The following is a 13582-nucleotide window of genomic DNA, read 5'->3' as shown; positions in this document are numbered from 1 at the left end:
GGGACGCCCAGCAGTGCGTGCGCCGCCCCGGGGGCCAGTCGCAGCCCCCAGGTCGCTCCGCCCGGCCCGGGCGAGGCGACCTGCGCGGCGGTGTCGGGCCCGGCCACCACGAGGCGGCCGCGGTGCCACATGAGGTCCATCGCGGCGTCGGGCAGCACCCGGTGGGGTCCGGGGCCGGAGACCCGCCAGAGGATCCCCGAGTGCCCCCGCCACTCCCGGTACTCGGCCATCCTCCGACCCTACTGGTACGATCACCATCAAAGTTTGACGCTGGTCGTACTTCTGTGTTCGAATGGCGGCGGCCCCGGCCCCCCGGCGTGAGAGGACGCGCGATGTCCAGGACTGTGCTGTTCCACGAGTACGGCGGCCCCGAGGTGCTGGCCCTCGCGGACATCCCGCCCGGTGACCCGGGGCCGGGGGAGGTGCTCGTCCGCGTCGACGCCATCGGACTCAACCGGGCCGAGGCGCTCTTCCGTTCCGGCCACTACATCGAACCGGTGCGCCGGTTCCCGGCCCGCCTGGGCCTGGAGGCCGCGGGAACCGTCGTGGCACCGGGGCCGGGCGTCACCGGACTGCGGCCCGGCGACGAGGTCAGCGTGCTGCCGGTCTTCTCCCAGAACGACTACGGCGTCTACGCCGACCGGGCTCTGGTGCCCGCATCCGCCCTGGTCCGGCGCCCGGAGGGGCTCGACGCCGTCGGCGGCGCGGCCGTGTGGATGCCCTACCTCACCGCCTACGGCGGACTCGTGGAGGTCGGCGGGCTGCGGCCGGGAGACGCGGTCGTGCTGACCGCGGCCTCCAGCGGGGTCGGCCTGGCCGCCCTGCGCGTCGCCGCGCGGGTCGGCGCCGTACCGATCGCCGTCACCCGCAGCGCCGCCAAGAGGCGGGCCCTGCTGGCGGCGGGCGCGGCGGAGGCCGTCGTGAGCGCGGAGGAGGACGTGGCCGACCGGGTCCTGGAGATCACCGGCGGCCGGGGCGCCCCGCTGGTGTTCGACGCCGTCGCGGGGCCCGGCGTCGGTGACCTGGCCCGCGCGGTCGCGCCCGGCGGAACCCTGCTGCTGTACGGGATGGCGAGCGGGGAGGAGACCCCCTACCCGGCCTTCGGCCTGGGCATGCCCGCGCTGAACATGCGCACCTACACGCTGCCGGAGACCGTGCGGGATCCGGAGCGGGCGCGGCGGGCCGTCGCGTTCGTGGCCGCGGGGCTGCGCTCGGGCGATTTCGGGCCCGCGGTGGACCCGAACCGCTTCGAGCTGGCCGGGATCGCCGACGCGCACCGGTACATGGAGCAGGTGGACGCCCGGGTCGGCAAGATCGTGGTGACCGTCGACCACTGAGTGTGCCCAGAATGTCCGGAAAAGGACGGTGGGCATGCTTTGCCGGGGATTCTGTCCGACGCGGTGTGTCCGACCCGTCCGCCGGTTACGGTGGCGGCATGGTCATGTGGGCTTCGGACAACCGGGCGGGGAAGGTGCGGGAGGGGTTGACCCTGCTGCTGTCCCAGGGGCTGATCGAGGATTTCGAGATCCGCCCCGACGACGAGCACCCCTACCGCGTCACCATGCCGGTGGGCGTCATCCCGCTGACCGAGCACCAGGCCGCGCACTTCCTCCTCGGCGCCGTCACCGCCCGCTTCGGCCCCCTCGCCCGCCACACCCCCTGACCGCGTACGGCGAAGGCGTCCTATTTGCCGTAGTGGTAGCGGCAGGCGGCGATGCGGATCTCATCACCGGAGATCTTGTACACCAGCCGGTGTTCGTCGGTGATCCGTCGGGACCAGTACCCCTGGAAGCCGTGGCGCAAGGACTCGGGTTTGCCCACACCCTCGTTGCCGTTGTGCTCGATGTCCCTGATGAGGGTGTTGATGCGTTTGAGGATTTTTCGGTCCTGCCCCTGCCACCAGAGATAGTCCTCCCATGCTCCCCGGGCCCAGATCAGCGTCATTCGGCCGGCTCCCGCTCTATGCCGTGGCCGGCCTCCAGCTCCTCGATGGCCGAGACCAGGCGCCGGGCGTTCTCGGGACTGCGCAGGAGGTAGGCGGTCTCCCTGAGGGCCTCGTACTCGGACAGGGCGATCATGACCACGGGCTCGTGTCCGGCTCTCGTGATCACCACTTCTTCTCTGTCGTTGACGACGGCATCGAGGGTGGCCGCGTAGTTGGCGCGGGATTCGGTGTAGCTCATGGTCTTCATTTCTTGTCCTCCCGGCGGCCTATGCGGTGATTTCAAGGTACAGGATTATGTACGTCCAGGTCCAGGAAAGCGGGTCCGCGCACGGCGAAGGCGCCGGACCGTGGGGCTCCGGCGCCTTCGCCGCGTGCGCGGGCGGGGTCAGCGGACCAGGGTGGCGAACTCCTCGGCGATGACCGTGGCCCCGGCCTTGTTGGTGTGGATGTCCGGGCCCAGCTCCGGGTCGCACATCCACGTGTAGTCGCAGATCGCCTGGAGGTTGGTGGGCATGGCGCCCTCCTCCGGGACGTCGAAGTCGGCGGAGTCGAACGCCGCCTCCACGTCGGCCACCTCGATGTCCTCGGCGGCGTAGGACTCCCGCAGGGACTCGTTCATGGCCTGTAGGACCTCGGTGGCGTACCCGGCGAAGGTCGCGTCGAAGGGGATCTCGCCCTCGACCTCGCCCAGGCCCGGACCCGCTTCCGGGTCGGCCCCGGCGTCCCCGGGGGCCTCCTCGTCCTCTTCGTCCTCCGCGGGCTCCTCGGGTTCGAGCAGCAGCGCGGCGAGGAACGGGTTGTAGTAGGTCATCGCGATGACCTGGGTGTCCGGGCCGGCCGCGGCACGCAGCCGGGAGGCGATCACGGGCACCTCGGTCTCGATGCGCTCCAGGCCGTCGTCGACGCAACCGGTGTCGACGACGGGCCGCCCGCCGTTCTCCACGTTCTCGATGCCCACGACGCAGCGGGTGAAGTTGTTGCCGCCGATGGCCACCGTGACCAGGTCCACCCGCCCCCGGTGGTCGGCGAGGAACTCCTCGGCGGCTTCGAGCTGCGAGCGGCCCCCGTACCGCTCGTCGCAGCGGGGGATCCCGCCTTCGAGGAACGTCGTGGTGTCCTCACCGCCGCAGCCGCTGCGCTCGTGGCGCAGCGTGGAATCGGCGTCGTACAGGGTGCGGTACAGGATGTCCGTGTACCCGTCGGAGGTCTCGGCGGGCCCGCCCTCGCCCGGCTGCACGCCCACCGTCAGCGAGTCGCCCAGGGAGAGGTAGTACCGCTCCTGTGCCCCCGCCGACACGTCCTCTCCGTCGCCGCCCGCGCAGCCGGCCGCCGCCACGGCCGTCGCGGCCACCGCGACGAGAGCGGCGCACCGGACGTTCCACCGGATTCTCACTGTCGTTCTCCAACCAGATGAAGACCAAGGGATGCGCGCCCGTGGCGGCCCCGGTGAGAGGACGGATACCGCCGGGTAACAACAGTTACCGACTGGAAGGTTCGGTGTCGAGGGGCACCAGGAGGCATCTCAGTAACGATGCGAGCTGCTCGCGCTCCCGCGCGGGCATCGGGGCCAGGAGCGTCTCCTCGTAGCTCAGCAGCGACTCCAGCGCCGCGTCGATGCGCTCGGCGCCCTTGTCGGTCAGCCGCACCAGCACCCCGCGCTTGTCGGCGGGGTCGGGGCGGCGCCGCACCAGCCCCGCGGCGGCCAGCCGGTCCACCCGGTTCGTCATGGTCCCGGAGGTCACCAGGGTGGCGCGCAGCAGGCGGCCGGGGCTCAGCTCGTAGGGCGGGCCGGAGCGGCGCAGCTCGGCCAGGACGTCGAACTCCCAGGGCTCCAGGGAGTGCTCGGTGAACACGGTCCGCCGGGCCCTGTCCAGGTGTCGGGCGAGCCGGGACACCCGGCTGAGCACTTCGAGCGGCGTCACGTCCACGTCCGGCCGTTCGGCGCGCCACGCCTCGATCAGCCCATCCACCTCATCGCGCATGGGTCCAGCATATCTCTTGACATCAAGATAGTGGGGCGGGTATGCGATGCACACCCGCCCCACGAGAGATCCCGCGCCCGGGCCGTTCCTCCCAGGGCGTGTTCCGCGGGTGCCCACCCTGCCGCGCGGCGCCCCGGCACATCCCCCGCCGAGTTCTCACCGGTCGACAGGAGAACCCGCCCCGACTCCTTCTCCGGCCCTGCGGTGCATGCACCGGGACCCCGCTCGCGACGAGCGGCGTCCACGGAACACGCCCTAGCGGCTTCGCCTGGTCCGCAGCCTGGGCTTGGCCTCCAGGCTCGACAGCCCGTTCCACGCCAGGTTGACCAGGTGCGCCGCCACCACCTCGCGCTTGGGCCTGCGCACCTCCAGCCACCACTGGCCGGTCAGGGCCCACATGCCCACCAGTGCCTGGGCGTACATGGGGGCGAGTGCGGGGTCGTAGCCCCGCTCGGCGAACTCGTCCACCATGATGTACTCGACCTGGCTGGCGATGTCGTTGATCAGGCCGGCGAAACTCCCCGTTCCGGAGGCCACGTGCGAGTCACGGGTCAGCACCCGGAACCCGACCGTGTTCTCCTCGACGTAGCGCAGCAGGGCCAGGGCCGCCTTCTCGATCTTGTTGCGGGCGCTGTCGGCGGTGAGCGCCTCCGAGACCATGCCCACCAGGGTGCGCATCTCCTGGTCGACGACGACCGCGTAGATGCCCTCCTTGCCGCCGAAGTGCTCGTACACCACGGGTTTGGACACGCCCGCCCGTGCGGCGATCTCCTCCACGGAGGTCGCGTCGAACCCGCGTTCGGCGAACAGCTCCCGGCCGATCTCCAGCAGCTGCCGCCGACGCTCCTCGCCCGTCATGCGCTTGCGGCGCACACGGATCCTCTGCTCGCTGTCGGCTGCTCCCATGATGGTCAAGAATCCTAAACGCTGACCCGCTTGGCGGCGAGTCGCTCGTTGTCGGGCCAGCGGACCTTGGTGGCCCAGCCGAACTTCTCGAAGAACCAGATGACGCGCGCGGAGATGTCGATCTGGCCCTTGAACACGCCGTGCCGGGCGCAGGTCGGGTCGGCGTGGTGCAGGTTGTGCCAGGACTCGCCGAACGACGGGATGGCCAGCCACCACACGTTGCGGGAGCGGTCGCGCACCTCGAAGTTCTCCTCGCCGATGGTGTGGCAGATGGAGTTGATCGACCAGGTCACGTGGTGCAGCAGCGCCACCCGGACCAGGCTCGCCCAGAAGAACGCGGTGGCCGCGCCCCACCAGGACATGGTGACCAGGCCGCCGATGAGAGCCGGGGCGCCCAGCGAGAAGATCACGAGCGGCAGGAACAGCTTGTCGACGAGGACGATGTCCTTGTCCTTGAGCAGGTCCGGGGCGAAGCGGCGGGGCGAGGTCTTCTTCTCGTCGAGGTACATCCACGCCATGTGCGCGTAGTAGAGGCCCTTGGCGACCGACTTCCAGTCGTCGCCGAACCGCCACGGCGAGTGCGGGTCGCCCTCGGCGTCCGCGTACTTGTGGTGGCGGCGGTGGTCGGCCACCCACTTGACGACGCTGCCCTCGATGGCCAGCGACCCGGCGACCGCGAGCGCGATCTTGAGCGGGCGGTTGGCGCGGAACGAGCCGTGGGTGAAGTGGCGGTGGAAGCCGACCGTGATGCCCAGCCCGCTGATCAGGTAGAAGACCGTGGCGATGGCGATGTCGACCAGGCTCAGCCCCCAGCCCCAGAAGAACGGGACGGAGGCGAGCAGCGCGATGAGCGGGATGAACACGAACGCGAACACGGTGAAGCGCTCGGCGCGCCCGCGCAGCTCGGGCTCGTACTCGGGGATCGGGGTGCGCTTGGTGGCGGTGGTCTCGGCCGCGGGGGCGGCCGTCCCCCCGGTGGGCGTCTCGGGTGCGGCGGTCATGAATCCCTGCCTCGTGAATCGGAAACGTCGTTCGTTCGTCGCTTGTTCGTCTGTGAGGTCAGGGCGTGCCGGGAGTGCGCGGGCATCCGCCGCGACGGCCCTACCTATACCTACGTAACCGTAACCTACGAACCCGTAGGTTTGGCAAGGGCCGTTGCGAAGGCGCTATCTTGGTGACCGTCATGTCGGCGCGGGGACTCGCGCCCGGCGTGTTCCCGGATGATGTAATCGGCAGCATGTGGGGTTTTGGTCCCCATCGTCCAGGTTCGAGCCCTGGTCCGGGAGCAGACGCGTCGCCGGCGGCCGCCGCCCTGTCGTCGGCGGCCACCGCGCCCACCGGGTGTACCGCGAGCACCGCGCACCGGGAGGACCGGGCGCCGACCGGAGCGGCGCACATCACATCCCCGCTCCGGCCCCTGCCGCAACAGAGCCCGTGAGCGGCCGGCGGGCCCGACCGCCCACTCCGCCGGGCCCGTCTCCGCCGCCGGGGGCCTGTGACGCGGATGTATCCTTCCCATGTCGGCCGCACGGCGGGTCAGCGCCGTGCACGGTACGAGGAACGCCCCGCCGAACGCCGACCGCGAGATCGTCTTCTTCCTAGCCAGCTATCACGAGGGGTCTCCTCCAGTGAGCGTGAACCGCCCGGCTGCCGTCATCGTCCTCGCCGCGGGCGAGGGCACCCGGATGAAGTCCCAACTCCCCAAGGTGCTCCACGAGATCGGCGGCCGCAGCCTGGTCGGCCACGTGCTGGCCGCCGCCCGCGAACTCGGCCCGCTGCACACGGCCGTCGTCCTCGGACACGCCCGCGAGCGCATCGCCGAGCACCTGGCGCAGATCGCCCCCCAGGCGGTCACCGCCATCCAGGAGGAACAGAAGGGCACCGGGCACGCGGTGCGCATGGCCCTGGAGGACCTGGCCCGCCAGGGCATCGAGCCCACCGGCACCGTCGTTCTCACCTGCGGGGACACCCCGCTGCTGCGCGGCGCCACGCTCGCCGAGCTGGTCTCCTTCCACGAGAAGGAGGGCAACGCCGTCACCGTCCTGTCGGCCCGCGTCCCCGACCCCCACGGCTACGGGCGCATCGTTCGCGACGCCGACGGCGACTTCACCTCCATCGTCGAGCAGGCCGACGGCACCCCCGAGGAACTCGCCGTCGACGAGATCAACTCCGGCATGTACGCCTTCGACGGCGCCCTGCTGGCGCAGGTCGTGCAGCGCATCGGCAGCGACAACGCCAAGGGCGAGGAGTACCTCACCGACGCCATCGCGCTGCTGCGCGGCGACGGCCACCGGGTCGGCGCCTGGGCCGCCGAGGACGCCGACGAGGTCCGTGGCGTCAACAACCGCGTCCATCTCGCCGAGGCCCGCCGCCTGCTCAACGACCGCCTCCTGCGCGCGCACATGCTCGCCGGGGTCACCGTCGTGGACCCCGCCACGACCTGGATCGACGTGGACGTGCGGATCGGCCGCGACACCCTCGTCGAGCCCGGCACCCGCCTGCGCGGCGCCACCGTCATCGGCGAGGGCGCGGTCATCGGTCCCGACAGCGACCTGACCGACACCGTCGTGGGCGACGGGGCCGAGGTCCGCCGGACCACCGCGGACCGCGCCGAGATCGGCCCCGGGGCCGACGTCGGTCCCTACACCTACCTCCGGCCGGGCACCCGCCTGGCCGACCGGACCAAGGCCGGTGCGTTCGTGGAGGTCAAGAACGCGAACATCGGCAGCGGTTCCAAGGTCCCGCACCTGACCTACGTCGGCGACGCCGACATCGGCGTCGGCAGCAACATCGGCTGCTCGTCGGTGTTCGTCAACTACGACGGGGTCGACAAGTCCCGGAGCACCATCGGCGACCACGTGCGCATCGGCAGCGACAACACGATCGTCGCCCCGGTCACCGTGGGCGACGGCGCCTACTCCGGGGCCGGGGCCGTGGTCCGGGACGACGTCCCGCCCGGTGCGCTGGCCGTGTCCGAAGGGCACCGGCAGCGCAACGTGGAGGGGTGGACCGAGCGCAAGCGCCCGGGGACCGCCTCGGCCGAGGCGGCGCTGCGGGCGCGGTCGGCCCGGGGCACGGAGGGCGTCGAGGACGCAGGGCGGCACAGAGCCGGCGATCAGTAGTGACTGTGGGGGAGAAACACGTGAGCGGCATGAAGGCCACCGGTCAGAAGAACCTGTTGTTGTTCTCGGGGCGCACGCACCCGAGTCTGGCCGAAGAGGTCGCGAAGGAACTGGGGATCGAGGTGGTCCCCACCCGGTTCGACACCTTCGCCAACGGTGAGATCTTCGTCCGCTACCTGGAGTCGGTCCGCGGCTCGGACGCCTTCGTGATCCAGGCGCACGCCGACCCGATCAACGAGTCGATCATGGAGCAGCTGATCATGGTGGACGCGCTCAAGCGCGCCTCCGCCAAGCGCATCACCGTGGTCACCCCGTTCTTCGGGTACGCCCGCCAGGACAAGAAGCACCGCGGCCGCGAGCCCATCTCGGCCCGCCTGATGACCGACCTGTTCCGCACCGCCGGCGCCGACCGCATGATGGCCGTCGACCTGCACACGGACCAGATCCAGGGCTTCTTCGACGGACCGGTCGACCACCTGTTCGCGCTGCCGATCCTGGCCGACCACATCGCGAACCGGGTCGACGTCTCCGAGATCACCGTGGTCTCCCCCGACGCGGGCCGCGTGCGCACCGCCGACCGCTGGGCCGACCGGCTGGGCGCCCCGCTGGCCATCATCCACAAGCGCCGCGACCCGGACGTGGCCAACCAGGTCCGCGTCCACGAGGTCGTCGGCACGGTCAAGGACCGCGTGTGCGTCCTGGTGGACGACATGATCGACACCGGCGGCACCATCGTCAAGGCCGCCGACGCGCTGTTCGAGCAGGGCGCCAAGCAGGTCCTGGTGGCGGCCACGCACGGTGTGCTGTCCGGCCCGGCCGCGGAGCGCCTCCAGAACTCGCGCATCTCCGAGGTGGTCATCACCAACTCGCTGCCGGTGCCCGAGTCGCGGTCCTTCGAGAAGCTCACCCAGCTGTCGATCGCGCCGCTGGTGGCGCGTGCGATCAGTGAGGTCTTCACGGACGGCTCGGTCACGAGTCTGTTCGAGTAGGGCCCCGGGCCCGCGGAGTTCCGCGGGAGCCCGTGGGGCGGGGGATATCCGGACGTATCCCCCGCCCGCGTGTCCCTTCCCTCACCGGCACACCGCCCCCGGTGGCCGCGCGTGCGGCGAAGGGGCCGCGGTGGGGCATGTACGGAGTCGTCCCCGGAACCAGTAGACTTGACCGAGTGTCCCCGTGCCCGAGCGGAGCCTCGTTCGGCTTCGTGCGGACGCGAGGGCAGGGGTGCGCGACGAGCGTTCCCGGGCCGGTCGGGTCCGGTGGCGACTCGCCGGGCACGCCTGGAACCAGGGCGGTCGCGTCCCCTACCGGGGAGACCCCGCCGCTTCCCCGCTGAGAGCGGGAATCGTTCGTACTACTGGAGTCGTGTTCCCCGTGCTGCGGGGTTGAACCCGAGGAGTTTTGTCGTGTCCGAGGTACGTATCGCTGCCGAGCCCCGCACGGAATTCGGCAAGGGCGCCTCCCGTCGCGCCCGCCGCGCGGGTAAGGTGCCGGCCGTCCTCTACGGCCACGGCACCGAGCCCCGCCACCTGAACCTGCCGGGCCACGATCTCATGCTCGCCCTGAAGACCCCGAACGTCCTGCTCCGCCTGGAGGGCCTGGACAAGGACAACCTGGCCCTGCCCAAGAGCGTCCAGCGCGACGCCATCAAGGGCTTCCTGGAGCACGTCGACCTGCTCGTCGTCTCCAAGGGCGAGAAGGTCGAGGTCGAGCTCCAGGTGAACCTGGTGGGCGAGATCAAGGGCGCCGGTGTGCTCACCCAGGAGCTCGTCACCGTGACCATCGAGGCCGAGGCCACCCACATCCCCGAGGGCGTCGAGTTCAACATCGACGGCCTGGAGATCGGCACCACCGTGACCGCCGCCGACCTGAAGCTGCCGGCCGGCGCCACCCTGGTGACCGACCCCGAGTCGATCGTCCTCAACGTCTCCGCGCCGCGCGTCGAGGAGGCCGCCGAGGGCGAGGCCGCCGAGGCCGCCGAGGCCGCCGCCGAGTAATCCTCGGCACCGTACGTCGACCGGGCGCGCGGCTCCACCGGAGCCGCGCGCCCGGTCTTTCGTCTGTAGGCTCGTCCCCGTGTGGGGACGGTGGAGGAAGAAGGACATGGCGGAGACCGAGCGCTGGCTGGTCGTCGGGCTGGGCAACCCCGGGCCCAAGTACGCCGGGAACCGGCACAACGCGGGCTTCATGGTGGTGGACGCGCTGGCGGGCGGCGAGCGCTGGAAGGCGCACAAGGCGCACGCCGAGGTGGTGGAGACCCGCCTGGAGGGCGTGGCGGTGGTGCTGGCCAAGCCGCGCACCTACATGAACCTCTCGGGCGGGCCGGTGTCGGCGCTGGCCAAGTTCTACAAGGTGCCGATGGAGCGGGTCGTCGTCGTGCACGACGAGATGGACATCGACTTCGGCGCCCTGAAGCTCAAGAAGGGCGGCGGCTCGGGCGGGCACAACGGGCTCAAGTCCATCACCGGTTCCCTGGGCGGACCGGACTACCTGCGGGTCCGGTTCGGGGTGGGCCGGCCGCCGGGCCGGATGGACCCGGCGGCGTACGTGCTGCGTGACTTCTCCTCGACCGAGCGCGGGGAACTCGACCTCAACGTCGACCGGGCGGCGGACGCGGTCCGCACGGTGCTGACGGACGGCCTGGAGCGGGCCCAGAACATCTACCACACGGCCGCCTGACGGCCCCCGGGCCGCCGCCCACCCGCCCGGCCCCGACCGGAGGGCGAATCGTCTCCCCCCGGCTCCGGGGGCGGGGCGGGCGTTCCCCGCGCCCCGGGCACACGGGGGTGCAGGCCGCGGGCGTCCTCATCTCCCGTGTCCGGGAGTCGTCTCCCGCCTGTTGTGGCCGGGTCCCGGCCGGGTGGACGGTCGGCTGACGCCGGACGCCTCGCCGCGGCTCCGCGCCCGAGCGAGCCGGGGGCGGAAGTCCTCGGTCTGCCCGGTGGAGCGGTGCGGTTCCCGGTGGGGCTCGGCCCCCACCCGACACCGGGCGGTGCGGGCGGTGACCTTCGCCGCCGTGTGGACCTCGGTCTTCCAGATCCGGACCCGCCCCCTGGTGGTGTGACACGGCTGAGGGGTTTCGGTCAGGTGGTCGGGTGGTCCGTCAGTAGTCCGGATCACGGGCCGGTCGGTATCGGGAGGGACACATTCCCGCGTCGACCGGCCTTTCTTCGTCGACAAGAGGACACACAGAGCGACTTTTCCACTACTTTTAGTTACTGTCAGAGTGGCATGCCGCCTCTCGGTCGATGACGTGCAGTGATGACTTTCGGACCGGCGTCGGTCTTGGGGGATACATGGTCGCAAGTAGTGGGGTGAAGGATGTCCGGGAGCGAATGGTGGCGGTACCGGCGTCCGCCATGCCGGAGGTCGGCTCCCTGCCCCTGCCGCCCCGGCCGTGGATGCGCACCTATGTGGCCGGACTGCTGGTGCTCGACCTGGTCGCGGCCCTGGGCGCGGGCCTGATCGGCACCGGTGTCCGCTTCCACGGGGCGCTCGCCGCCGCCACCACCGTCCCCTACCTGTGGCTCTCCCTGGCCCTGCCGCCGCTGTGGTGCCTGTTCGTCTGCCTGTCCGGCGGCTACGCCCGCCGCTTCCTCGGGGTGGGCACCGAGGAGTACCGCCGGGTCGCCGTGGCCGGACTCGCCCTGGCCGCCGGCACCGCCATCGTCGCCTACGCGGTCAAGTTCGACCTCGCCCGCGGCTACGTCCTGGTCACCCTGCCGCTGGTGCTGTCGGCCACCCTCGCGTTGCGCTACGCCCGGCGCAAGGCACTGCACCGCCGCCGCCGGTTCGGCGACTGCATGAACGGGGTCGTCGTGGTCGGCCACCGGTCGGCCGCCGGCGACCTCATCCGGCGCTTCCGCGGCGAGGTCTACCACGGTATGCGCGTGGTCGGCGTCTGCCTGCCCGAACACGAGGTGGCGGCGGGGGCCGCCGAGGTCGAGGGCTGCCCGGTCCTGGGCTCCTTCACCGGGGCCGCCGACGCCGCAGCCCTGGTCGGTGCCGCCACCGTCGCGGTCCTGGCCTGCCCCGAGATGGACGGCGTCGAGCTGCGCCGCCTGGCCTGGCGGCTGGAGAAGTCCGGCACCGAACTCCTCGTCGCCTCCGCCCTCATGGAGGTCGCCGGGCCGCGCACCACCATCCGCCCCGTCGCCGGGCTCCCCCTGCTGCACGTGGAGCACCCCGAGCTCGCCGGGGCGCGCCGGATCCTCAAGAGCGTCTTCGACCGCGGTGCCGCGGCGCTGGCCCTGGCCCTGCTGTCCCCCCTGTTCCTGGTGCTCGCCGTGCTCATCCGGTGGGAGGACGGCGGCCCGGTCTTCTTCACCCAGACGCGCGTAGGCCGGGGTGGCTCCGAGTTCCCGGTGTACAAGTTCCGTACCATGGTGGTCGGGGCCGAATCGCTGAAGGCGGCGCTGCGGTCCCGCAACGAGCACGACGGTGTGCTGTTCAAGATGCGACGGGACCCCAGGGTGACCCCGATCGGGGCCTGGTTGCGCCGGTACTCGCTCGACGAGCTGCCCCAGCTGGTCAACGTGGTCCGGGGCGAGATGTCCCTGGTCGGCCCCCGGCCGCCGCTTCCGGAGGAGGTCGCCCGCTACGGGCACGACGTCCGCCGCAGGCTGGTGGTCAAACCGGGGCTGACGGGGCTGTGGCAGGTCAGCGGCCGATCCGACCTCTCATGGGAGGAATCGGTCCGTCTGGATCTGCGCTACGTGGAAAACTGGTCGCTGACGTTGGACATCCAGATCCTGTGGAAGACGTGGTCAGCGGTGATCCGTGGGGCGGGGGCGTACTGAACGGTGAAGAACATCCGAAACGATCATGAGGTGGCCCGCGACCTGGCGAGCGAGGCGGGGCAGCTGCTGCTGCGCCTGCGCGCCCGGCACGGCTTCGACGAGCCCGACGTCCTGCGCACGCTGGGCGACCGTACCTCGCACGAGTTCCTGTTCTCCGCGCTGGGCCGGCTGCGCCCCAGTGACGCGGTGCTCTCCGAGGAGGGTGCGGACGACCACGCCCGGCTGCGCGCCCGCCGGGTGTGGATCATCGATCCGCTGGACGGCACCCGCGAGTTCGCCGAGGCCGGCCGGGTCGACTGGGCGGTGCACGTGGCCCTGTGGGAGAACGGCGCGCTGGTCGCCGGGGCGGTCGCGCTGCCCGCCCAGGGCAGCACCCTGTCGACGGTGGACCCGCCGTGGCTGCCCGAGGAGCGCCCGTCGGGACAGCGGCTGCGGATCACGGTCAGCCGCTCGCGCCCGCCCGCGTTCGCGCAGCGGATGGCCACCCAGCTGGGCGCCGAGCTGATCCCGATGGGGTCGGCGGGCGCCAAGATCTGTTCGGTACTGTTGGGCATGGCCGACATCTACGTCCACGCCGGTGGCCAGTACGAGTGGGACACGGCCGCCCCGGTGGCGGTCGCCCAGGCGTCCGGCCTGCACACCTCCCGGATCGACGGCTCTCCCCTGCGCTATAACGTAGCCGACCCGCTACTCCCCGATGTCCTTGTATGTCGATCGGAATTGTCGGGTATGTTGTTGGCAAGCATCCGCGACGGCGCGGACCTGGACAGCGCCGGTCCGCACGCGGGGGGCTAGACGAAAGACCCTCCGCCGTCGGTCGAACCGGTGCCC

The 13582-nt window shown here is 71.4% G+C and carries 15 protein-coding genes; 8 read left to right on the top strand and 7 right to left on the bottom strand.

Translation table 11 applies throughout. The features are described from left to right. Positions 1-230: DUF6597 domain-containing transcriptional factor (locus QJS33_RS22520; RefSeq protein WP_372339701.1), on the bottom strand; the 230-nt coding region annotated here is incomplete at its 3' end. 102 nt (positions 231-332) lie between these two features. Between QJS33_RS22520 and QJS33_RS22515 the strand changes: the two genes are divergently transcribed. Next, positions 333-1337 (top strand): zinc-dependent alcohol dehydrogenase family protein, encoded by a 1005-nt coding sequence (locus QJS33_RS22515; protein WP_306370029.1) that lies wholly within the window; start codon positions 333-335, stop codon positions 1335-1337. Positions 1338-1435: 98 nt separating this feature from the next. Continuing rightward, a complete protein-coding gene (locus QJS33_RS22510) occupies positions 1436-1663 on the top strand; it encodes a hypothetical protein (RefSeq protein ID WP_306370028.1) in 228 nt (75 codons plus the stop codon). Between the two features lie 20 nt (positions 1664-1683). Here the strand turns inward: QJS33_RS22510 and QJS33_RS22505 are convergent, their stop codons facing one another. The 6 genes from QJS33_RS22505 to QJS33_RS22480 form a co-directional block, all read right to left on the bottom strand. After that, complete coding sequence (locus QJS33_RS22505) at positions 1684-1944, bottom strand: Txe/YoeB family addiction module toxin (protein WP_306370027.1); 261 nt, start codon at positions 1942-1944, stop codon at positions 1684-1686. After that, positions 1941-2192 (bottom strand): type II toxin-antitoxin system Phd/YefM family antitoxin, encoded by a 252-nt coding sequence (locus QJS33_RS22500; protein WP_306370026.1) that lies wholly within the window; start codon positions 2190-2192, stop codon positions 1941-1943. Before QJS33_RS22500 ends, QJS33_RS22505 begins: the two co-directional genes overlap by 4 nt. Before the next feature lie 138 nt (positions 2193-2330). Then, on the bottom strand, positions 2331-3338 hold the full coding sequence (locus QJS33_RS22495; RefSeq protein ID WP_306370025.1) for a GDSL-type esterase/lipase family protein: 1008 nt from the start codon (positions 3336-3338) through the stop codon (positions 2331-2333). Between the two features lie 85 nt (positions 3339-3423). After that, on the bottom strand, positions 3424-3927 hold the full coding sequence (locus QJS33_RS22490) for a MarR family winged helix-turn-helix transcriptional regulator (RefSeq protein ID WP_306370024.1): 504 nt from the start codon (positions 3925-3927) through the stop codon (positions 3424-3426). A 255-nt stretch (positions 3928-4182) separates the two neighbouring features. After that, entirely contained in the window at positions 4183-4833 is a 651-nt protein-coding gene (locus tag QJS33_RS22485; protein ID WP_306370023.1) for a TetR/AcrR family transcriptional regulator, read from the bottom strand. A gap of 14 nt (positions 4834-4847) precedes the next feature. Then, positions 4848-5834 (bottom strand): acyl-CoA desaturase, encoded by a 987-nt coding sequence (locus QJS33_RS22480; RefSeq protein WP_306370022.1) that lies wholly within the window; start codon positions 5832-5834, stop codon positions 4848-4850. Positions 5835-6461: 627 nt separating this feature from the next. Here QJS33_RS22480 and glmU point away from each other — a divergent pair. The 6 genes from glmU (at position 6462) to QJS33_RS22450 (ending at position 13546) form a co-directional block, all read left to right on the top strand. After that, positions 6462-7955, top strand: coding sequence for a bifunctional UDP-N-acetylglucosamine diphosphorylase/glucosamine-1-phosphate N-acetyltransferase GlmU (gene glmU, locus QJS33_RS22475; protein ID WP_306370035.1), 1494 nt, complete (start codon positions 6462-6464; stop codon positions 7953-7955). A gap of 20 nt (positions 7956-7975) precedes the next feature. Continuing rightward, a complete protein-coding gene (locus tag QJS33_RS22470) occupies positions 7976-8944 on the top strand; it encodes a ribose-phosphate diphosphokinase (RefSeq protein WP_306370021.1) in 969 nt (322 codons plus the stop codon). Positions 8945-9358: 414 nt separating this feature from the next. Beyond that, complete coding sequence (locus QJS33_RS22465) at positions 9359-9949, top strand: 50S ribosomal protein L25/general stress protein Ctc (RefSeq protein ID WP_306370020.1); 591 nt, start codon at positions 9359-9361, stop codon at positions 9947-9949. Between the two features lie 106 nt (positions 9950-10055). Further along, complete coding sequence (gene pth / locus QJS33_RS22460) at positions 10056-10631, top strand: aminoacyl-tRNA hydrolase (protein WP_306370019.1); 576 nt, start codon at positions 10056-10058, stop codon at positions 10629-10631. 680 nt (positions 10632-11311) lie between these two features. Then, complete coding sequence (locus tag QJS33_RS22455; RefSeq protein WP_306370034.1) at positions 11312-12751, top strand: sugar transferase; 1440 nt, start codon at positions 11312-11314, stop codon at positions 12749-12751. A 3-nt stretch (positions 12752-12754) separates the two neighbouring features. Continuing rightward, the gene (locus QJS33_RS22450) at positions 12755-13546 is read left to right on the top strand and encodes a 3'(2'),5'-bisphosphate nucleotidase CysQ (protein WP_306370018.1); all 792 of its coding nucleotides are present in this window, start codon (positions 12755-12757) and stop codon (positions 13544-13546) included. Positions 13547-13582 lie beyond the last annotated feature (36 nt).

Origin of the sequence: Nocardiopsis sp. CC223A, assembly GCF_030766825.1 — a bacterium.
Lineage (GTDB): Bacteria > Actinomycetota > Actinomycetes > Streptosporangiales > Streptosporangiaceae > Nocardiopsis.
This window is presented reverse-complemented; position numbering and strand designations above follow the sequence as displayed.